Consider the following 18,702-nt stretch of genomic DNA (forward strand, 5'->3'; position numbering starts at 1 on the left):
GCAGCGGCAGGAAGTTGCCCTTGTCGTCGGCGGCGCCGCGCGCGTAGATGCGCCCGTCGCGGACGGTCGGCTCGAACGGCGGCGTGTCCCAGAGGTCGAGCGGCTCGGCGCCCTGGACGTCGTAGTGGCCGTAGATCAGGATGGTCGGCGCGTCCTCGCGCGACGACGCGCGCAGCTCGCCGACGACCAACGGGTTGCCGCCCGCGATCGGCGTCGCCAGCTCCGCGGTGCCGCCCGCGCGCCGGATCTTGGCGACCGCCCACTCGGCCGCGCGCTCGAGGTCGGCGGGGTCGCCGCCGCCGGTGGAGATGCTGGGGATGCGCAGCCATTCGAACAGCTCGTCGCGGAGGGTGTCGGCCATGGATTGCACCCTAGGGGGTGGCCGCTGCCAACCGGTCTACACTGGTCGACCCGTGTCTGCCGGACCTTCGCTCTACCGCCGCCATCGCCCGCGGACGTTCGCCGACGTCATCGGCCAGGAGCACGTCGTGCGCACGCTCCGCAACGCCATCGAGCGCGGGCAGGTCCATCACGCCTACCTGTTCGTCGGCTCGCGCGGAACGGGCAAGACGTCGATGGCCAAGATGCTCGCCGCGTGCCTGAACTGCGTCAACGGCCCGACGATCGAGCCGTGCGGGCAGTGCGAGTCGTGCGTGGCGATCGCCGCCGCGACGTCGATGGACGTCATCGAGATGGACGCCGCGTCCAACAACTCGGTCGACGACATCCGCGAGCTGCGCGACTCCGTCCAGTACGCGCCGGTCACCGGCCGCTACAAGGTCTACATCCTGGACGAGGCGCACATGCTGTCCTCGGCCGCGTGGAACGCGTTCCTCAAGACGCTGGAGGAGCCGCCGCCGTCCACGGTCTTCGTGCTGGCGACGACCGAGGCCAACAAGGTCATGCCGACGGTCGTCGACCGCTGCCACCGCTTCGACTTCCGCCGGCCGACGGTCGAGCAGCTCGCGACGGTCGTGCAGCGCGTGGCCCAGAAGGAGTCGATCGGGATCGCGCCCGAGGCCGTGGCGCTCGTGGCCCGCAACGCGACCGGCTCCTACCGCGACGCGCTGGGCACGCTGGAGCAGCTGGTCACCTACAGCGGCTCGTCGATCGCCACCGAGGACGTGCTGGCGGTGCTCGGCGTCGCCGACGACGACCTGCTGTTCGGCGCGCTGGACGCGATCGGCGCGCGGGACGCCCGCGCCGCGTGGGGCGTGACCGCGCGGCTGGCCGAGTCCGGCCGCGACGCCGCGCAGTTCCTGAAGGACTTGGAAGCGCACACGCGCGACGTGCTCGTCGTCCAGACGCTCGGCGAGATCCCGCCGCAGCTGCGGATGACCTCCGAGCGCGACGCGCGGCTGGCCGACCAGGCCGCCCGGCTGACCGGCGCGGACTCCGTCCGGTTGCTGGACCTGCTGGCCGCGGGCATGCGGCTGGCCAAGGACGGCGCCGACGCGCAGACGCAGCTGGAGGTCGCGCTGGTGAAGGCGGCCGCGCCGGAGGTCGACCCGTCGACGCGCGCGCTGCTGGCGCGGCTGGAGCGCATGGAGCAGGCGCTGCGCGGCGGCGCGGTGGCGGCGCCCGCGCCCGCGCCCGTCCCGGCGGCCGCGCCGGCGGCGCCGGCGCCGGTGGCCGCGGCGCCGCCCGCGCCGACGTCCGCGCCCGCGCCGGCCGTCGCGGAGCCGCCCGCGCCCGTCCAGCCCGCGCCCACGCCCGCGCCGAGCGAGGCCGCCGCGCCCCCGGCGCCGCCGCCCGCGCCCGCCGCCGCGCCGGAGCCCGAGCCCGTGCCCGCCGCCCCCGCGCCCGTCGCGGTCGCCGAGCAGCCCGCGCCCATGGCCGGGATCGGCTCGCTGGACCTCGGGATGGTCCAGGAGCTGTGGCCCGCGGTGCTGCAGAACGTCGCCGAGACCAACCAGCTGCTGGCCGGCTGCCTGGCCGAGGCGCGGCCGGTCACCGTCGAGGAGCGCGACGTCACGCTCGCGTTCCCGCCCGACGCGTCCTTCCAGAAGCGCAAGGCCGAGGACGCGCCCGCGCGCCAGCTGCTCTCGGGCGCCATCAAGGAGCTGACAGGCGTCGCCCCGCGGCTCATCATGGAGACGCGCGAGGCCGACGAGCTCGGCGCCGAGCCCGAGATCCTCGGCGAGGACGACTTCGTCGCCCGGTTGCGGGCAGAATTCGACGCCGTCGACCACGTCCCAGACGAACCCGAGCAGGAGCAGGCCTGATGCCGCAGCCCAACATCCAGAACATGCTCAAGCAGGCCCAGGAGGTCATGGCCGCGCAGCAGGAGGCCCAGGAGGCGCTCAAGGAGCAGCGCGTCGAGGCCTCGGCGGGCGGCGGCATGGTCAAGGTCGTCGTCACCGGCGACCTCAAGCTCGAGTCGCTGGCGATCGACCCCGACGCGGTCGATCCCGAGGACGTCGAGATGCTCCAGGACCTCGTGCTGGCCGCGACCAACGAGGCGCTGCGCCAGGCCGTCGACCTGCAGGAGAAGGCGATGCAGTCCGCCTCCGGCGCGGGCGGCTTCGACCCGATGTCGGCCTTGGAGGGCCTCGGCCTCGGCGACGCGCTCGGCGGGCTCGGCATGGGCGGCGCGGGCGGTGGCCCGGGCGGCGCCGCGCCGGGCATGAACCGCGCGGCCCGCCGCGCGGCGCAGAAGAAGAACCGGTAGGTGTTCGCACCGCCCGTCCAGCGCCTGGTCACCGAGCTGGGCAAGCTGCCCGGCATCGGGCAGCGCACGGCGCAGCGGCTGGCGTTCCACATCCTGCGCGTGGATCCGGAGGACGCCAACGCGCTGGCGGCGGCGATCCGCGAGGTCAAGGAGAAGATCCGCCCCTGCGCGATCTGCTTCAACCTGGCCGACGAGGAGACCTGCCGGATCTGCCAGGACGAGCGGCGCGACGGCGGGATCATCTGCGTCGTCGAGGAGCCCAGCGACGTCATCCCGATCGAGCGCACACACGAGTTCCGCGGCCGCTACCACGTGCTCGGCGGCGCGCTGAGCCCGATCGACGGCGTCGACCCCGAGGATCTCAAGATCCCGCAGCTCTACGCGCGGGTCACCGGCGGCGAGGTCCGCGAGGTCGTCATCGCCACCAACCCGACGACGACCGGCGAGGCGACCGCGCACCACATCGCCGCGGCGCTGCGCGAGCGCGCGCCCGACGTCGCCGTCACGCGCCTGGCCTCCGGCCTCCCGGTCGGCGGCGACCTGGAGTACGCCGACGAGGTCACGCTCGGCCGGGCGTTCGCCGGCCGCCGTGAGATCGCCTGAGCGGTCGTTCGCGAACTAGGGTCCGCACATGGCTGCCGACCTCGACGTCGCGTTCACCACGATCGACACGCGCAACAGCGAGCGCTTCCAATCGCTGCGCCGCGAGCTGGGCGTCTCCAGCTTCGGGATGAACGTCATCACGCTCGCGCCGCGCCAGCGCGGGCGGATCCACGCGCACGAGCGCCAGGAGGAGGTGTTCGTCGTCCTGGAGGGCGAGCTGACGATCGCCATCGAGGGCGAGGAGCACGCGGTCGCCAAGCACGGCGCGGTGCGCGTCGCGCCGTCGGTGCGCCGTCAGCTCGTCAACCGCGGGTCGTCGACGCTGATCCTGCTCGCGCTCGGCGCCGAGGGCGACCACGTCGGCCGCGACGGCCGCGCGTGGGAGGCGTGGGACGAGGACGGCGAGGGCCGCGCGCCGCAGGAGGTCCCGCTGCCCTCCGACCTGCCGGTCTAGGGCGCGCCCGGCCGCTCCAGCACGCGCGCGAGGTCGCGCAGCGCGCGCGACACGCGGATGCGGATCGCGCCCGCGGTCGTCCCGTAGAGCTGGCCGATGTCGACATAGGGTCGATGCTCGACGACGCGCATCACGAGGATGCGCCGCGTCTCGTCGGGCAGCTGGGTCAGCGCGCGGTCGAGGACGGGGCGGAAGCGCTCGACGTCGGTGAGCTGCTCGACGCGCTCGTACTCCGCCTCGCCGAGGTCGGCGGCGACGAGCACCAGCCGCGCGAGGTGCTGGGCCTCGGCGAGGCGGCGCTCGCGCCAGCGGTAGAGCTGGTGGCGGGCGATCGTCCACATCCACGCGCGGCCCTCGTCCTCAGTGCTGCCGCGGAAGCCGTCGAGGCTCATGTACATCTGGACGAACGTCTCGGCGGCCAGGTCGCAGGCGGCCTCCACGTCGTGCGTCCGATGCGCCAGATACCGGACGACCGTGCGGTGGTAGGCGATGTACACGTCGTCGAAGCGCGACGGGTCCTTGCGCGCCTGGACGAAGAGGCCACGTCCCATCCCCGTGGCGATCCTCTCACAACCGCCTGGAGTGAAACAGTGCTTCAGCTCGCGTCCCTATTGCTGGGAGTTCAACGCTAGGGAGCCCTACTCGATGATCCTGTCACCGCGCTCGACACACCTGCTGTCGGTGCTCAAGGACCCGGTCCGCCTGACGATCCTGATGCAGTTGGAACGGCGGCCGCGATCGGCCGCGGAGCTGGCACGCGACCTGGACATGCCCTATGACAAGGTCAGCTGGGCGGTCCGCGCGCTCGCGCGGGGCGGCCTCGCGGAGCTTCGGAGTGCCGAACCGGGACCGAGCGGTCAGACGATCCAGAAGGTATACGGGACCCGTCATTCGGGATGGGCGCAGCTGCCGCCGATCCTGGACGCGATCGCGGCCTCGGCGCCGGACGAGGCACGCTAGCCGGGCGTGTCGCCCGCGCCCAGGCGGCCGGGCGCCGTGGCCGGCGGCAGCGCGCGCGGGATCCCCGGCGTGCGCGGCGGCGCGAGGCGGCGTCGCCCGAGCAGCAGGCGGACGTTGCGCGCGGCCGGCGGGCCGGCGGCGTGGACCGGGCGGCCGCCCTGCGGGTCCAGGAACGCGAGGTCGCGCGCGACGCCCGCCAGCGAGCCCTCGTCGTTGGGCCGGCCGGTGTGGTCGTTCATCCAGGTCTCGACGACCAGGCCGCCGCCGCGGGTCTCGGCCACGTGCAGCGTCCGCCACTGCTGCGGCCAGTCGACGACCGAGCAGGTCGTGATCTCCCAGTACCCGCCCGCGCGCGTGCGGCGCGGGGCGATCGCGTTGCGGTGCGTGTGGCCGGCCAGGACGGCGAGCACGCGCGGGTCGGCGTCCAGGACGTCGCGGATCGACGCGCCGCCCGCGGTCTGGTCGAGCGGCTGGTGGACGGCGACGAGCACCGCGCGGTCGCCCGCGGCGGCCAGCGCGCGGCGCAGGAAGTCGAGCGTCTCGGGCACGGCGAGGCCGCCCGCGCCCGCGTCGCGGCGCACGACGTCGAGGACGACGACGAGCACGCGGTCGCCGACCGCGACGGTCCGGTCCAGCCGTCCGGACGCGCCGTTGCCGCCGCCGAGGCGCGCGAGGACGTCGGCGGCGCCGAGCTGCGTGCGGTCGGGGTCGCGCGGGACCGTGATCGCGGCGCCGGCGGGCCCGGCGGCCAGGAGCGCGTCGATCTGCTCGCGCGTGGGCGCCGCGTCGACCAGCGACCGCAGCAGCGCGTCGGACGGCGTCACCAGCAGGCGGTCGCCGGTGGCGGCGGCGCGGGTCGCGGCGGTCGGCGCGACCTCGCCGGCGACCAAGATGTCGTGGTTGCCCAGCACGGCGTGCCACGGCGCCTTCAGGCCCGGGCTGCGCAGCGGCGCGACCGCCCGCGCCAGCAGCCCCGGGTGGCGCGGGGCGTCGACGTCGGGCCGGTAGTAGAACGGGTCGGGGATCGTCGCCTCCTGGACGCCGCGGTAGCCGGGCGCGCCCGAGTCCGGCCGCACGACCGCGCCGTCCAGCAGCGCGATCGACCACGCCAGCTCGTTGCGCTGGGCCGAGTCGGCGAGGTCGCCGGTGACCAGGACCGCGTCGGCCCCGGCGTCGTTGACGGCCTCGACCGTCGCGGCGACGACGTGCGCGGTCAGCGTCTCGTGCCAGCGGAAGACCGAGCCCAGCCGCGGGCCGAGGCGGTCCAGGAACGCGACGCGCCCGGGCGACTGGGCGTCGCGGACGTGCAGGTCGCTCATCTGGGCGATCGTCGCCAGCGTGGCGCCGGTGGCCGCGCGCGGCGCGAGCTCGGTGCGGTCGCGCAGCGGCAGGCCGGGGCCGGGGGAGAGGAGCCCGTCGCCGTCCGGGTCGACGAGCGTGCGCCGCAGCGTCGACCCGGGCGGGTCCTGGGACCCGCAGCCGGCCGCCAGCGCGGCGGCGGCCGCCGCGGCGAGCAGCAGCTCGCGGCGCGTGGTGCGGGTGCGGCGCTCGGGCGTCACGCCTCCTCCCGCAGGCCGGCGACCACGGGCTCGCGCGCCAGGCGCCGGCCGGTCAGCGCCGCGGCGAGCCACGCGAGCACGACCAGTCCGCCGGCGACCGCGGCGATCTGGCCGGGCCCCGCGCCCAGCGGCAGGTCCGCGTAGCCCGCCGTGCCGCGCGCGACCAGCGGCGCCAGGAGGAACGCCTCCAGCGCGACGGCCACGAGCGCGGCGGGCAGCGCGACCGCCAGCGCGGCGCCGCGCAGCAGCCGGCGCAGCGCGCGGCCGTCGGCCCCGGCGGCGCGCAGCGTGGCGACCGCGCCGCGGCGCTCGCGGGCCGTGAGCGCCAGCGCGCTGACCAGCGCGTGCAGGCAGACGAGCGCGACGCTGATCGCCACGACGCGCAGCAGGCTCGCGAGGACGTCCAGGAACGCGCCGCTGTCGCCGGTGGCGCCGCGGACCGCGTCGGCGTGCGCGCCCAGGGCGGCCAGCCCGCGCGCGATCCGCGCCCGGTCGGCGCCGGGCGCCAGGCGCAGGACCATCGGCCCGTCCAGCGCGACGCCCGCCGCCCGCAGCCGCTGCGGCGCGACGAACGCGACGCGGCCCTCGTCCTGCAGCGCGCGCACGACGCCGACGACCCGGAAGCGGACCTCGCGGGGCGCCAACGGCTGGATCGCCAGCGTCGAGCCGGGCCGCAGGCCGAGCGCGTCGGCCAGCCCCTGCCCGACCTCGGCCTCGCCCGGGCCGCGCGCCCGCCGCCCGGACGCCAGCGGCGGCGCCTCGAACTCGGTGTGGTCGCCGCTGGAGTAGGCAATCACCTTGAGTGGCGTCCCCAGCGCGGAGGCGCCGACCGCGTCGGCCGAGTAGCGCACCGCAGCCGCCCGCACGCCCGGGATCGCCTCGACCGCCGCGCGGTCGGAGGCCGGCAGCCGCGTGGTCAGCTGGTAGCGCTTGCCGAGCGTCGCGGGGTCGTCGCGCAACCGCTGCAGCAGCGACGAGAGCGCGAGCAGCAGCAGGACGACGCTCGCCGCCGCGCCCAGCACCGCGACGACCGAGGCGAAGCGCACGCGCCGCGCGGCGACGAGCCGGGCGCCGAGCGCGGCGAGGCCGCCGCGGAACGCCGTGCCGCGGCGCGCGGGTCGCGCGCTCGTCACGTCCCCGCCGCGCAGCAGCGCCGCCGGCGGCCGCCGCGCCGCCCACCACGCGGGCCACGCCGACGTCAGCGCCACCAGCGCGACCGTCGCCGCCCACAACACCACCAACAACCCCGCGGTCGTCCCCCAGGACGGCGCCAGCTCGTTCAGCGACTCCAGCACGCGCGCGGTCGCCGTGCGGCTGGCCAGCGCGCCCGCCGCCAGCCCGAGCGCCGCCGCCGGCGCGGTCACCAGCGCGCCGTGCGCGGCGTGCACGGCGACGACGGTCCCGGGCGCGAGGCCGAGCGCGCGCTGCACGCCCAGCTCGTCGAGCGTCCGCGCGACCTCCGACTGCGCCCGCGCGCCCAGCAGCACGCCGGACAGCCCGGCGGCCACCGCGGCGAAGGACGCCAACAACGCGACGACGATCCCGGCCGCCTGGCCGATCAGCGCCTGGACGCCCGCCCGCGTGAGGAAGCGCAGGTCCCGCAGCCCGTAGGAGGACTGCCGCGCGGCCGAGACCAGCACGTCGGACCGCGACGGGTCCTTCGCCCACAGCAGCGCGGTGTCGACCGGGAAGCGCCGGTCGTCGGACGCCAGCGTCACGTGCGCGGCCTTGGCCAGCGGGTAGGCGACGTTGTCGGGCGACACCGACACGCCGACGATCCGCACCGACCCCAGGCGTCCGACCCGGATCGACCCGCCCACGCGCAGGCCCCACTCGGTCGCCAGCCCGCGCTCGACCACCGCCTCGCGCAGCCCCGGCCGCGCGTCGCGTCCCGCCACGATCGCGTAGCCGCGCCGCCCGCCGCGCACGACCTCGACGACGCCCTCCGGCGTCGCGTGCCCGCGCGCGCTGAGCGGCACGTCGGTCTGCTCGTAGCGGTAGGACGCCGCCGCGAGGTTGGGCAGCCGTCGCACGGTCGCGTCGACCTTCGCCGCGTCCTCGGCGTCGAACCGCGCCACGACCGTCGGCAGGTCCGCCGTCCGCGCCGCGCGGTCGAAGCCGGTCGACAGCGCGTAGGCGACGGTCACCGCGACGCCGAGCACGAGCGCCGCGGCCAGCACGCCGGTCGCGGTCAGCACGCTGCGCCCCGGTCGTCCGCGCAACGACGTCCACGCGGTTCGGAGGGCGAAGCGCGCGCCGGTCACGTCTCGACCAGCCGCCCCTCGGGCACCTCGACCAGCTGCCCGTCGCGCAGCTCCAGCACCCGGTCGGCCCGTGCGGACGCCTCGGGCTGGTGGGTGACCATCACGACCGCGCGCCCCTCGTCGGCGATCGCGCGCAGGAGGTCCAGCACGACGTCGCCGGCCGCCGCGTCGAGGTTGCCGATCGGCTCGTCGGCGAGCACGAGCGACGGGTCGCCGACCAGCGCCCGCGCCAGCGCGAAGCGCTGCTGCTCGCCGCCCGACAGCTGGTGCGGGCGGAGCCCCGCGACGTCGCGCAGCCCGAGCCGCTCGATCAGCGCTCGCCCGCGCGCGACGCCGCCGCGCGCCGCGCCCGGCAGCGTCGCGGGCAGCAGCACGTTGGCCTCGCCGTCCAGCTCGGGCAGCAGGTGGAAGAACTGGAAGACGAACCCGATCTCGTCGCGGCGCAGCGCGCTCAGCGCCCGCTCCGACGCGCCGGTCACCGGGCGTCCCGCGACCGTCACCTCGCCCGCGTCCGGTCGGTCCAGCCCGCCGAGCAGCTGCAGCAGCGTCGACTTCCCGCTCCCCGACCGCCCGACGATCGCCACCAGCTCGCCGCCGGAGACCGTCAGCCGCGCGCCGTCGAGGATCCGGCGCTCACCGCGGCCGGACCCGTGGACCTTCACGAGCCCGCGGGCCTCGAGAACGACGGCGGTCACCCGACCATTGTCACCGTTCGGTGCTCAGCGCACTCCGTACTTCGCGCGCAGCGCGTCGACCCGGGCCAGGGCCTCGGCGACGCGCGCCTTGGGCACGTCGCCGCGCTTGATCGCGCGCGCGACCGCCCGCCAGGCGGCGACCTGGTCGTCGGCGCCGCCCGGCACCCAGAGCAGGTCCGCGCCGGCCTTCAGCGCGTCGACGGCCAGCCGGGAGACCGGCTCGCCGCCGGTCAGCGAGGCGGCGGCGAGGTCGCCGGAGACGATGACGCCGCCGAACCGCAGCTCGCCGCGCAGGAGCGCGACGGTCTCGGGCAGCAGCGTCGCGGGCGTGACGCCGTCGAAGGCCACGTAGGTCGCCGACGACAGCTGGATCGCCGGCGCGTGGTCGACCAGCGCGCGGAACGGCTGCCAGTCGCGGGCGCGCAGGTCCGACAGCGCGACGCCGACCGTCGCCGCCTCGACCGCCGGGTCGCCGGACGCCGCGCCCTCGCCCGGGAAGTGCCCGGGCGCCGCGGCGACCTCGCCGTCCTTGTAGCCCGCGACCGCCGCCGCGCTCATCGACGCGACCGCCGTCGGGTCGTCGGAGTAGGCGATCCCGTCCCACGGCCCGCCCGCGAAGCCGACGTCGGCGTCGGGGCCGAGGATCATCCGGACCCCGAGCGGGTGCAGCGCCTTGGCGACGGCCAGCGCGGTCGCGCGCGCGGTCGGCGCGTCGCGCAGCTGGGACTGCGGGGGCGCGCCGACCGGGACGGCGTCCAGCTCGCCGCCGATCTCCGAGGCGGCGAACAGCGGCACCTCGTGCCCGGCGCCGACCGCCGCGCGGCGGATGGCGCCGAGCAGGTCGGCGACCTGCTGGGGCGACTCGCCGTTGCCGGGCTCCAGCACGACGCCGCCCCACTCGCGCTCGGCGAAGCGGTGCAGCAGCTCCCCGCGCGCCCGCGTCCCGCCGAAGCCGATCAGGAACAGCCGCGCGGCGGCGCGCGCCGCGTCGATCCCGTCGGGCAGGCGGGTCGGCGCCGCGGCCGGCGTCCGCGGCGCGGTCGTCGTGGGCGCGGGGGCCGACGTGGAGGCGGGCGCCGCGGTCGACGCGACCGCGCTCGTGGTCGGGGGCGCCGCGGACGTCCCGGCGGCCGCCGTCGGCTTCGCGGTGGCTCCCGGTTGGTTCGAACCGCCGCCGGCGATCGCGACGATCGTCGCGACCATGACGACCGTCAAGGACCCGGCCAGGCCAATCCACCGTCGCCGGGTCATGTTCAAGCCCATTCACCCTCTAGCATGACCGGTCCAATGCCGGGCACCGTCGTCATGAAGTTCGGAGGCACCTCCGTCGCCGACGCGCAGCGCCTCAAGCGCGCCGCGCAGCGCATCGTCGCCAAGCGCGAGCAGGGCACACGCGTGGTCGCCGTGCTCAGCGCCCGCGGCAAGGAGACCGACCGGCTGATCGCCGACGCCTTCGAGGTCTCCACGACGCCCGATCCCCGCGAGATGGACATGCTCCTGTCGACGGGCGAGCGGGTCTCGTGTGCGCTGTGTGCCATGGCCATCAACGATCTCGGTCATCGGGCCATCTCGCTGACCGGATCCCAGGCGGGCATCGTCACAGATACGAGCCACACCAAGGCCCGCATCCTCGAGGTGCGCGCCGACCGCATCCGCGAAGCGCTCGACCAGGACAACATCGTGTTGGTCGCCGGCTTCCAGGGCGTCAGTACGTCGAAGGATGTCACGACGCTCGGCCGCGGCGGCTCCGACACGACCGCGGTGGCGCTGGCCGCCGCGATCGGCGCCGACGAGTGCGAGATCTACACCGACGTGCCGGGCGTCTTCAGCGCCGATCCGCGGATCGTCGCCGACGCCCGCAAGCTCGACGTCGTCACGTTCGACGAGATGCTCGAGATGGCGGCCAGCGGCGCCGGCGTCCTGCAGCTGCGCAGCGTCGAGTACGCGCGCAACCACGGCGTGCGCATCCACTGCCGCTCCAGCTTCGACGACTCAGATGGAACCTTCGTCGTCTCCGAGGACGAGGCCAAGGACAAGGACATGGAGAACCCCCTCATCACCGCCGTCACCCACTCGCGTGGCGAGGCGCGCGTGACGCTCATCGGCCTTCCCGACTCGCCCGGCATCGCCGGCCGCGTGACGACGGCGCTCGCCGACGCCAACGTCAACATCGACATGATCATCCAGAACGACCCCCGCTCCGAGGGCGGGCAGGCCGAGCTGTCGTTCACGATCCCCAAGGAGGACGTCGCGACCGCGGACGCCGCCCTGCGGCCGCTGGCCGACGAGCTGGGGATCCAGGTCGAGACCAACGACTCGATGGGCAAGGTGTCGATCGTCGGCGCGGGGATGAAGTCGCACCCGGGCGTCGCGGCCAAGGTCTTCTCCGTGCTCGGGGCCAACGACATCAACATCGAGATGATCTCGACGTCGCCGATCCGCATCTCCTGCGTGATCCCGGCCGACGAGGTCGAGCCGGCCGTCAAGGCCCTCCACACGGCCTTCGACCTGCAGGGCGCGGACACGATCCGCCCCGAGCAGCCGTTCGGGGAGTTCGCCTCATGAGCGAGTACCGCGTCGCCGTCGTCGGCGCCACCGGCGCCGTCGGGACCCGCATGCGCAACCTGCTGCGCGAGCGCGCGTTCCCGTTCGCCGAGATCGTCCCGTTCGCGTCCGAGCGCAGCGCCGGCAAGACGCTGGAGGACGGCCTGACCGTCGTCGGCCTGGCCGACGACGAGCGCCTGGACGGCTTCGACGTCGTCATCTTCTCCGCCGGGGGCGGCCCCTCGAAGGAGTGGGCGCCGAAGTTCGCCGCGCGCGGCGCGATCGTGGTGGACAACTCGTCGGCCTGGCGCATGGACCCCGAGGTCCCGCTGGTGGTCAGCGAGGTCAACCCGGAGGCCCTGGACCACATCGGCAAGGGCATCGTCGCCAACCCGAACTGCACGACGATGGCGATCATGCCGCCGTTGCACGCGCTCCACGAGGAGTGGGGGTTGACGTCGATGGTCGCCACCTCGTTCCAGGCCGCCGGCGGCGCCGGCCAGAAGGGCATGGACGAGCTGCTGGACCAGCTCCCGGGCCTGCTCGGCGATCCCGAGGCGCTGGCCGACCGCGGCGCCGAGGCCGCCGCGACGGTGGGGGAGACCCCGGTCTTCGGCAAGCCGCTGGCCTTCAACGTCGTGCCGCTGCTGGGCAAGGACACCGGCAACGGCTACACCGACGAGGAGATGAAGCTCCAGAACGAGTCGCGCAAGATCCTGGACATCCCGGGCCTGGCCGTCTCGCCGACGTGCGTCCGCGTCCCGGTGATGGTCGGCCACGCGATCGAGGTCAAGGCGACCTTCGAGCGCGAGCCCTCCGTGGAGCGCGCCCTCGAGGTCATGGGCGCCCACGACGGCGTCGAGCTGGACGACGTCCCGACGCCGCTGGAGTGGGCCGGCAAGGACCCGGTCGCGGTCGGCCGCGTGCGCGCCGACCTGGGCGACCCCAAGTCCCTGAACCTGTTCGTCGTCGGCGACAACCTGCTCAAGGGCGCCGCGCTGAACACCGTGCAGATCGCCGAGCTGCTCCACACCCGCGGGATCCTGTCCCGCTCGCCTGCCCCCGAGCCTCCCTCGCGCGCCGCGGCCTAGCCGCGGCGCGCTCGCGCCGCGCCGCGGGTCGCGAGGGCCGGAATGGACCTGCACCTCGACCTCGACGCCTCCGCCGGCCGCACGCTGCGCGCCCGCGCCGAGCACGCGCTGCGCGAGGCGGTGCGCTCGGGTCGGCTGCCCCCGGGCTCGCGGCTGCCGGCCACGCGCGCGCTGGCCCAGCAGCTCGGGGTGTCGCGCGGCGTGGTCGTCGAGGCGTACGCGCAGCTGGCCGCCGAGGGCTACCTGGACACGCGGCGCGGCGGCGGGACGCGCGTGGCCGACCATCCGGTCCCGGCGGCGGCGCCCGCCGAGGCCGCGCCGAGCGACGCGGCCCCGGACGACGACGACGGCTCGGCCCCGCGCCACGACCTCCGTCCTTCGCTGCCCGCCGTCGACGGCTTCCCGCGCCAGGCCTGGCTGGGCGCGATCACCCGCATCCTGCGGACGATCCCCGACCAGCGCCTGGGCTACGGCGACCGCAACGGCGAGCCCGAGCTGCGCGCGGCGCTGGCCGGCTCCCTCGCGCGCACGCGCGGGGTACGGACGACGCCGGAGGAGGTGATCGTCACCGGCGGCCTGCGCGACTCGCTCCCGCTGCTGTGGCGGCTGCTGAAGGCCCGCGGCGCCAAGCGCGTCGGCGTCGAGGAGCCGGGCTGGTGGCGGATCTCCAGCTCGGTCGCCGAGGCCGGGCTGACGCCGGTGCCGATCCCGACCGACGACGAGGGCCTCGACCCGTCCAAGCTCGCGAGCCTCAAGCTCGACGCGGTCGCGGTCACCCCGGCCCACCAGTTCCCGACCGGCGCGGTGCTCTCGCCCACCCGCCGGGCCGCGCTGGTCGCGTGGGCGCGACGCCGCGGCGCGATCATCCTCGAGGACGACTACGACGCGGAGTTCCGCTACGACCGCCAGCCGATCGGCTCGCTGCAGGGCCTCGCGCCCGACCTCGTCGTCTACGGCGGCTCGTGCTCCAAGACGCTGGCGCCCGCGCTGCGGCTCGGCTGGCTCGTCCTTCCGTCCAGCCTGGTCGCGGAATTGCACGCCGACGATGCGTCCTCGCCCGCGGGCACCCCGCCGACGATCGACCAGCTCGCGCTCGCGGACCTCTTCGACCGCGGCGAGGTCGACCGCCATCTCCGCCGCCAGCGCATCCGCTACCGCAAGCGCCGCGACGCGCTGCTGGACGCGATCGCCGAGCACCTGCCCCAGGTCGAGGTGCGCGGGGCCGCCGCCGGGCTCTTCGCCGTGCTGCTGCTGCCGCCCGACGCCGACGAGGAGGCGGTCGTCGCGCAGGCCGCCTCGCGGGGCGTCGCGCTGGAGCCCCTGCGCGCCGCCGGACGCTCCGGCCTGGTCGCCGGCTACGCGAACCTGCCCGAGGCCGGCGCCCCCGCGGCCGTCAAAGCGCTGCGGCAGGCCGTCGCTCAAGTGGTTCGGCCCACGACCGACGTCCCCACGTAGGGCTGCCGAACAGGGTTCGACCTATAGAGTCCGTCCCCCCGAACTACGAGACCAAGAGTCGCAAAAATATGCCTGCACACGACGTCCTCATCCTCGGCGCTGGCCTCGCCGGCCAGCGGGCCGCACTGGCTGCCGCGGATGCCGGAGCGTCGGTCGCGATCATGAGCAAGGTCCATCCGGTCCGGTCTCATTCCGTCGCGGCCGCGGGCGGCATCAACGCCGCCATCAACCCCGCCGACGACTGGCGCTCGCACGCCTACGACACCGTCAAGGGCTCCGACTTCATCGGTGACCAGGACGCGATCGAGGTGATGTGCCGCGAGGCGCCGCACGAGGTCATGCACCTCGAGCACATCGGCGTCACCTTCCACCGCAACGAGACCGGCCAGATGGACCTCCGGGCGTTCGGCGGCGCTTCGATGAAGCGCACCGCCTACGTCGCGGACATCACCGGCCAGGCGATCCTGCACGTGCTCTACGAGCAGCTCATGAAGTACCACGAGCGCGTGGATCGCTACGAGGAGTGGTTCACCACCCACCTGCTCCAGGACGAGAACGGCGCCGTCTCGGGCTGCATCGCCCGCGACATCCGCACCGGCGTGCTGGAGACGTTCACCGCCAAGAACGTCATCCTCGCCACCGGCGGCGTCGGCCAGGCCTTCAAGCCGACGACCAACGGCCTCATCTGCACCGGCGACGGCATCGCCCAGGCCTACCGCCTCGGCGCGCCGCTGATGGACATGGAGATGGTCCAGTACCACCCGACCTGCCTGGTGGAGAACGGCTTCCTCATCACCGAGGGCGCCCGCGGCGAGGGCGCGCACCTGCTCAACAGCAAGGGCGAGCGCTTCATGGAGAAGTACGCGCCCAACAAGATGGAGCTGGCGTCGCGCGACGTCGTCTCCCGCGCCGAGCAGACCGAGATCAACGAAGGCCGCGGCGTCGGCCCCGGCGGGGTCGGCATCTACCTCGACGTCACCGTCGTGCCGCGCAAGCGCACGCTGGAGGCGCTGCGCGAGATCGTCAACATCGGCAAGGACTTCGCCGGCGTCGACATCACGCGCGAGCCGATCCTGATCCGCCCGGGCCAGCACTACATCATGGGCGGCGTCAAGACCGACGTCGACGGCGCCACCTCGATCGACGGCCTCTACGCCGCGGGCGAGGTCGCCTGCGTCTCGGTCCACGGCGGCAACCGCCTCGGGGCCAACTCGCTGCTCGACACGCTGATCTTCGGCCGTCGCGCCGGCGAGCACGCCGCGCGCCGCGCCGCGGGCATGTCGATGCCCGAGGCCGCTCCGCAGTCGCGCCTAAACGACGAGCAGGCGATGCTCGACGCGATCATCGCCCGTCCCAAGACCGGCCGCCGGATCTCCGAGATCAAGGACGAGCTCGGGACCGAGATGAACAAGAACGTCGCCGTCTTCCGCGAGCAGGCCGGCCTCGAGCACGCGCTCGACGTCGTCCGCCGGCTCAAGGAGGAGGCCAAGACCGCCTACGTCGACGACAAGGGCACGGTCTTCAACCAGGACGTCCTCGGCGCCCTCGAGCTGGGCTACATGCTCGACTGCGCGGAGTGCACCGTCGTCGGCGCGATCGAGCGCAAGGAGTCGCGCGGCGCGCAGTTCCGCGTCGACTACCCCGAGCGCAACGACGAGGAGTGGCAGAAGCACATCACCTTGTCGCGCAACGGGAGCGATCAGCCGCAGATCGAGTACGCCCCCGTCACCATCACCCAGTGGCAGCCGGAAGAGAGGAAGTACTAGCCATGGCCGCCGACACGACCGAAGACGTCATCGCCAACCCGCAGGGCGACACGTCGGAGAGCTTCACGCTCCGCATCCGCCGCTACGACCCGGAGTCCGGCGAGGCGCCGTACTGGGTCGAGCACACGATCGAGCTGGAGCCGCATCGCTCGGTGCTCGAGGGCATCCTGCAGGCCAAGGGCCGCTTCGACGGCTCGATCGGCATCCGTTGTTCGTGCAAGGCCGCGATCTGCGGCTCGTGCGGCGTGCGGATCAACGGCCAGCCCGGCCTCGCGTGCCACACGCACCTCGACCGCGCCAAGCAGTCCTCCAAGGACGGCGTCATCGAGATCGAGCCGATGGGCAACATGCCCGTCATCAAGGACCTGATCGTGGACATGGACGCCGTCCACTGGAAGAAGGTCCAGCGCGTCACGCCGTGGCTCATCAACAAGGAGCCGATCCCCGAGCGCGAGTACATCGTCGACCGCGAGTCGATGGTGGACATCACGCAGACGATGGCCTGCATCCAGTGCGGCGCCTGCGTCTCGGACTGCCTGGCGATGGAGGTCGACCCGCTGTTCGTCGGCCCGGCCGCGCTGGCCAAGTCCTACCGCTTCGTCGGCGACCCGCGCGACGCCCAGCAGTACGAGCGCCTGAAGGACCTCGCCGAGGACCCGCACGGCATCTACGACTGCACGCACTGCTTCAAGTGCATCGAGGCCTGCCCGAAGGGCGTCGCCCCGATGAACCAGATCATGCGCCTGCGCCGTCGCGCCGGCGGCGACCACCACATCGTGGACCGCAACAACGGCGAGCGCCACGAGGCGTCGTTCGTCAAGTTGATCAGGAACCACGGCCTGCTCTGGGAGGCCGAGCTGCTGCCGCAGTCCTATGGCGGCCCGAGCTGGTTCGGCAAGTTCCATCCGGAGGCCGGCAAGGAGCTGCTGTCCTCGCTGCCGGTGATCACCAAGGCCGTCCTGCGGCGCAAGGTGACGCCGATGGGCGCGCTCAAGGCCCACAAGATCCCGAGCGAGTCCCTCAAGCAGGTCCAGGACATCTACAAGACGATCGAGGAGCGCGACCAGCGCCTCGAGTTCAACCTGTACATCTCGGGCACCGACGAGGCCAACGAGGGTACGGCGGAGGAGAAGGCCTGATGAAGGTTGCGTACTGGCCGGGCTGCGTGAGCCGCGGCTTCACGCCTGAGCTGCACGGCTCGATGGCCAAGGTGGCTCCGCTGCTGGACATCGAGCTGGTCGAGCTCGACCGCGCGTGCTGCACCGGCGCGGGCGTCATCGCCGAGCACAACCAGGAGCTGGCGGACACGCTCAACGCGCGCACGTTCGCCCTGGCCGAGCAGGTCGAGGGTGCCGACCTGATGATGAACATCTGCTCGACCTGCCAGGGCGCGCAGGGCGAGTCGCAGGAGCGCCTGGACGCGTCGCGCGAGTACCGCTCGCACATCAACGGGACGCTCTCGAAGTACAACCTCGAGTACCGCCAGCAGCTGCCCAACAAGAACTTCCTCTGGGTGCTGGTGGAGGAGCTCGGGCTCGACAACCTGCGCGAGCGCGTCAAGCGGCCGCTGACCGACCTGAAGGTCGGCCCCTTCTACGGGTGCTACATCGTCCGCCCGACCGACCGCCTGGGCATCGACGACGCCAACCCGCGCGACACGTACCTCGGGCTGGTCATCGAGGCGCTCGGCGGCACGGTCATCGACTACGCCGGCTCGCACAAGTGCTGCGGGTTCCCGATCATCACCATGAACAAGGAGGCGTCGCTCAAGCAGGCCGGACGCCACCTGGGCGACGCGAAGGACGCGGACGCCGACTGCCTGGTGACGCCGTGCCCGCTGTGCCACCTCAACCTGGATCTCCAGCAGCCGCTGGCCGAGCGCCTCGCGGGCCGTCAGCTGGACATGCCGGTGCTGCACCTCCCGCAGCTCGTCGGCCTCGCCCTCGGCCTGGAGCCGAAGGACCTGGGCCTGAGCAAGCACGTCGTCAAGCCGACGTCGGTCATCGACTGGACGACGTCGGTCGTCGCGGGCGTGGGCGCCGGCGACGGCGGCAGCGGCTGGTGAAGCTCTTCCGCGCCAAGCGCGACGCGCCCTCGGCGGCGGACGGGGCCCAACCGCCCCGCCGCCGCCGGCGCGCGCCACGCCCCGACGGCCCGCGCACCATCCTCCCGCTGATCGAGGACGACTCGCGCCCCTCCTGGCTCCCGGCCGACCCGCCGGAGCCCAACCCCTTCGCCTCGAAGCTCGACGCCGCCCGCGAGCGGCTCCGGCGGGAGATCCCGCCGGTGAGCGACGAGCAGTAACGCGCCGGCGACGCGGGCCGCGGCTGGTTGTCCTGCCTTCGGGCTTCCTGGATGCGGGTGATGCGTGGCCTCGGCCGCCTGCGGCGCTGTGGGGCCAAAGCGGTTGTAGCAGCGCAGGAACGTGACAGCTTGCGGTCGCGGTAGCCGAGGTGGGCCACCCGCGACCGTGATCCCATTCGCCTTCGACGATGCCGAAGAAGCGCTCGAGCTTGCCGTTCAGCGCGGCATGTAAGGGGGATGCGAAAGCGGCGAGCGCCGAGCTCGGTCAACGTGGCGGCGAACCGATGGCCGGTCTAGCACATGGCGTTGTCGCTCGTCACCGCCTCGATCGGCCCG

General features: G+C 74.2%; 18 protein-coding genes. 12 read left to right on the forward strand and 6 right to left on the reverse strand.

Features of this window, described 5'->3' with window-relative positions; all coding sequences use genetic code 11:
- Positions 1-361: M20/M25/M40 family metallo-hydrolase (locus VFG42_RS00295; RefSeq protein ID WP_324904009.1), on the reverse strand; the 361-nt coding region annotated here is incomplete at its 3' end.
- 52 nt (positions 362-413) lie between these two features.
- Here VFG42_RS00295 and dnaX point away from each other — a divergent pair.
- Genes dnaX through VFG42_RS00315 form a run of 4 tightly spaced genes read left to right on the forward strand, consistent with a single transcriptional unit; the run spans position 414 to position 3,728 of the window.
- Positions 414-2,225 carry a DNA polymerase III subunit gamma/tau gene (gene dnaX / locus VFG42_RS00300; RefSeq protein WP_324904011.1) on the forward strand — a complete coding sequence of 604 codons (1,812 nt, stop codon included), beginning with the start codon at positions 414-416 and terminating at the stop codon, positions 2,223-2,225.
- Positions 2,225-2,671, forward strand: coding sequence for a YbaB/EbfC family nucleoid-associated protein (locus VFG42_RS00305; RefSeq protein ID WP_349260363.1), 447 nt, complete (start codon positions 2,225-2,227; stop codon positions 2,669-2,671). The genes dnaX and VFG42_RS00305 overlap by 1 nt, the downstream gene beginning before the upstream one ends.
- Positions 2,672-3,274 carry a recombination mediator RecR gene (recR, locus tag VFG42_RS00310; RefSeq protein ID WP_324904013.1) on the forward strand — a complete coding sequence of 201 codons (603 nt, stop codon included), beginning with the start codon at positions 2,672-2,674 and terminating at the stop codon, positions 3,272-3,274.
- Positions 3,275-3,302: 28 nt separating this feature from the next.
- Positions 3,303-3,728 carry a cupin domain-containing protein gene (locus VFG42_RS00315; RefSeq protein ID WP_324904015.1) on the forward strand — a complete coding sequence of 142 codons (426 nt, stop codon included), beginning with the start codon at positions 3,303-3,305 and terminating at the stop codon, positions 3,726-3,728.
- Here VFG42_RS00315 and VFG42_RS00320 read toward each other — a convergent pair.
- Entirely contained in the window at positions 3,725-4,279 is a 555-nt protein-coding gene (locus VFG42_RS00320) for an RNA polymerase sigma factor (RefSeq protein WP_324904017.1), read from the reverse strand. The two genes, VFG42_RS00315 and VFG42_RS00320, sit on opposite strands and share 4 nt — an antisense overlap.
- Before the next feature lie 94 nt (positions 4,280-4,373).
- Here VFG42_RS00320 and VFG42_RS00325 point away from each other — a divergent pair, with 94 nt between their 5' ends.
- Entirely contained in the window at positions 4,374-4,688 is a 315-nt protein-coding gene (locus VFG42_RS00325; protein WP_324904019.1) for a winged helix-turn-helix domain-containing protein, read from the forward strand.
- Here the strand turns inward: VFG42_RS00325 and VFG42_RS00330 are convergent.
- The 4 genes from VFG42_RS00330 to VFG42_RS00345 form a co-directional block, all read right to left on the reverse strand.
- Entirely contained in the window at positions 4,685-6,247 is a 1,563-nt protein-coding gene (locus VFG42_RS00330) for a hypothetical protein (RefSeq protein WP_324904021.1), read from the reverse strand. The two genes, VFG42_RS00325 and VFG42_RS00330, sit on opposite strands and share 4 nt — an antisense overlap.
- Complete coding sequence (locus VFG42_RS00335; RefSeq protein ID WP_324904023.1) at positions 6,244-8,445, reverse strand: FtsX-like permease family protein; 2,202 nt, start codon at positions 8,443-8,445, stop codon at positions 6,244-6,246. The genes VFG42_RS00330 and VFG42_RS00335 overlap by 4 nt, the downstream gene beginning before the upstream one ends.
- 62 nt (positions 8,446-8,507) lie before the next feature.
- A complete protein-coding gene (locus VFG42_RS00340; protein WP_324904025.1) occupies positions 8,508-9,206 on the reverse strand; it encodes an ABC transporter ATP-binding protein in 699 nt (232 codons plus the stop codon).
- Positions 9,207-9,230: 24 nt separating this feature from the next.
- Complete coding sequence (locus tag VFG42_RS00345) at positions 9,231-10,457, reverse strand: glycoside hydrolase family 3 N-terminal domain-containing protein (protein WP_324904027.1); 1,227 nt, start codon at positions 10,455-10,457, stop codon at positions 9,231-9,233.
- Between the two features lie 36 nt (positions 10,458-10,493).
- Between VFG42_RS00345 and VFG42_RS00350 the strand changes: the two genes are divergently transcribed.
- The 7 genes from VFG42_RS00350 (at position 10,494) to VFG42_RS00380 (ending at position 18,366) form a co-directional block, all read left to right on the forward strand.
- Positions 10,494-11,771: an aspartate kinase gene (locus VFG42_RS00350; RefSeq protein ID WP_324904029.1), complete on the forward strand. Its 1,278-nt coding sequence runs from the start codon at positions 10,494-10,496 to the stop codon at positions 11,769-11,771.
- Positions 11,768-12,841, forward strand: a complete 1,074-nt coding sequence (locus tag VFG42_RS00355) for an aspartate-semialdehyde dehydrogenase (RefSeq protein ID WP_324904031.1) — start codon at positions 11,768-11,770, stop codon at positions 12,839-12,841. The genes VFG42_RS00350 and VFG42_RS00355 overlap by 4 nt, the downstream gene beginning before the upstream one ends.
- Before the next feature lie 42 nt (positions 12,842-12,883).
- Positions 12,884-14,296, forward strand: a complete 1,413-nt coding sequence (locus VFG42_RS00360) for a PLP-dependent aminotransferase family protein (protein ID WP_324904033.1) — start codon at positions 12,884-12,886, stop codon at positions 14,294-14,296.
- A 68-nt stretch (positions 14,297-14,364) separates the two neighbouring features.
- Entirely contained in the window at positions 14,365-16,062 is a 1,698-nt protein-coding gene (locus VFG42_RS00365; RefSeq protein WP_324904035.1) for an FAD-binding protein, read from the forward strand.
- Positions 16,063-16,064: 2 nt separating this feature from the next.
- Positions 16,065-17,201: a succinate dehydrogenase/fumarate reductase iron-sulfur subunit gene (locus tag VFG42_RS00370; RefSeq protein ID WP_324904037.1), complete on the forward strand. Its 1,137-nt coding sequence runs from the start codon at positions 16,065-16,067 to the stop codon at positions 17,199-17,201.
- Entirely contained in the window at positions 17,201-18,127 is a 927-nt protein-coding gene (locus tag VFG42_RS00375; RefSeq protein ID WP_324904039.1) for a CoB--CoM heterodisulfide reductase iron-sulfur subunit B family protein, read from the forward strand. Before VFG42_RS00370 ends, VFG42_RS00375 begins: the two co-directional genes overlap by 1 nt.
- Positions 18,124-18,366: a hypothetical protein gene (locus VFG42_RS00380; protein ID WP_324904041.1), complete on the forward strand. Its 243-nt coding sequence runs from the start codon at positions 18,124-18,126 to the stop codon at positions 18,364-18,366. Before VFG42_RS00375 ends, VFG42_RS00380 begins: the two co-directional genes overlap by 4 nt.
- Positions 18,367-18,702 lie beyond the last annotated feature (336 nt).

It is taken from the genome of Baekduia sp. (assembly GCF_035685985.1).
Lineage (GTDB): Bacteria > Actinomycetota > Thermoleophilia > Solirubrobacterales > Solirubrobacteraceae > Baekduia.

Excerpts from the sequence above, each read along its gene's own strand:
- VFG42_RS00305 (WP_349260363.1), top strand. The coding sequence starts at position 2,225 with ATGCCGCAGCCCAACATCCAGAACATGCTCAAGCAGGCCCAGGAGGTC.
- VFG42_RS00315 (WP_324904015.1), top strand. The coding sequence starts at position 3,303 with ATGGCTGCCGACCTCGACGTCGCGTTCACCACGATCGACACGCGCAAC.
- VFG42_RS00320 (WP_324904017.1), bottom strand. The coding sequence starts at position 4,279 with ATGGGACGTGGCCTCTTCGTCCAGGCGCGCAAGGACCCGTCGCGCTTC.
- VFG42_RS00325 (WP_324904019.1), top strand. The coding sequence starts at position 4,374 with ATGATCCTGTCACCGCGCTCGACACACCTGCTGTCGGTGCTCAAGGAC.
- VFG42_RS00345 (WP_324904027.1), bottom strand. The coding sequence starts at position 10,457 with ATGACCCGGCGACGGTGGATTGGCCTGGCCGGGTCCTTGACGGTCGTC.
- VFG42_RS00350 (WP_324904029.1), top strand. The coding sequence starts at position 10,494 with ATGCCGGGCACCGTCGTCATGAAGTTCGGAGGCACCTCCGTCGCCGAC.
- VFG42_RS00355 (WP_324904031.1), top strand. The coding sequence starts at position 11,768 with ATGAGCGAGTACCGCGTCGCCGTCGTCGGCGCCACCGGCGCCGTCGGG.
- VFG42_RS00360 (WP_324904033.1), top strand. The coding sequence starts at position 12,884 with ATGGACCTGCACCTCGACCTCGACGCCTCCGCCGGCCGCACGCTGCGC.
- VFG42_RS00365 (WP_324904035.1), top strand. The coding sequence starts at position 14,365 with ATGCCTGCACACGACGTCCTCATCCTCGGCGCTGGCCTCGCCGGCCAG.
- VFG42_RS00370 (WP_324904037.1), top strand. The coding sequence starts at position 16,065 with ATGGCCGCCGACACGACCGAAGACGTCATCGCCAACCCGCAGGGCGAC.
- VFG42_RS00375 (WP_324904039.1), top strand. The coding sequence starts at position 17,201 with ATGAAGGTTGCGTACTGGCCGGGCTGCGTGAGCCGCGGCTTCACGCCT.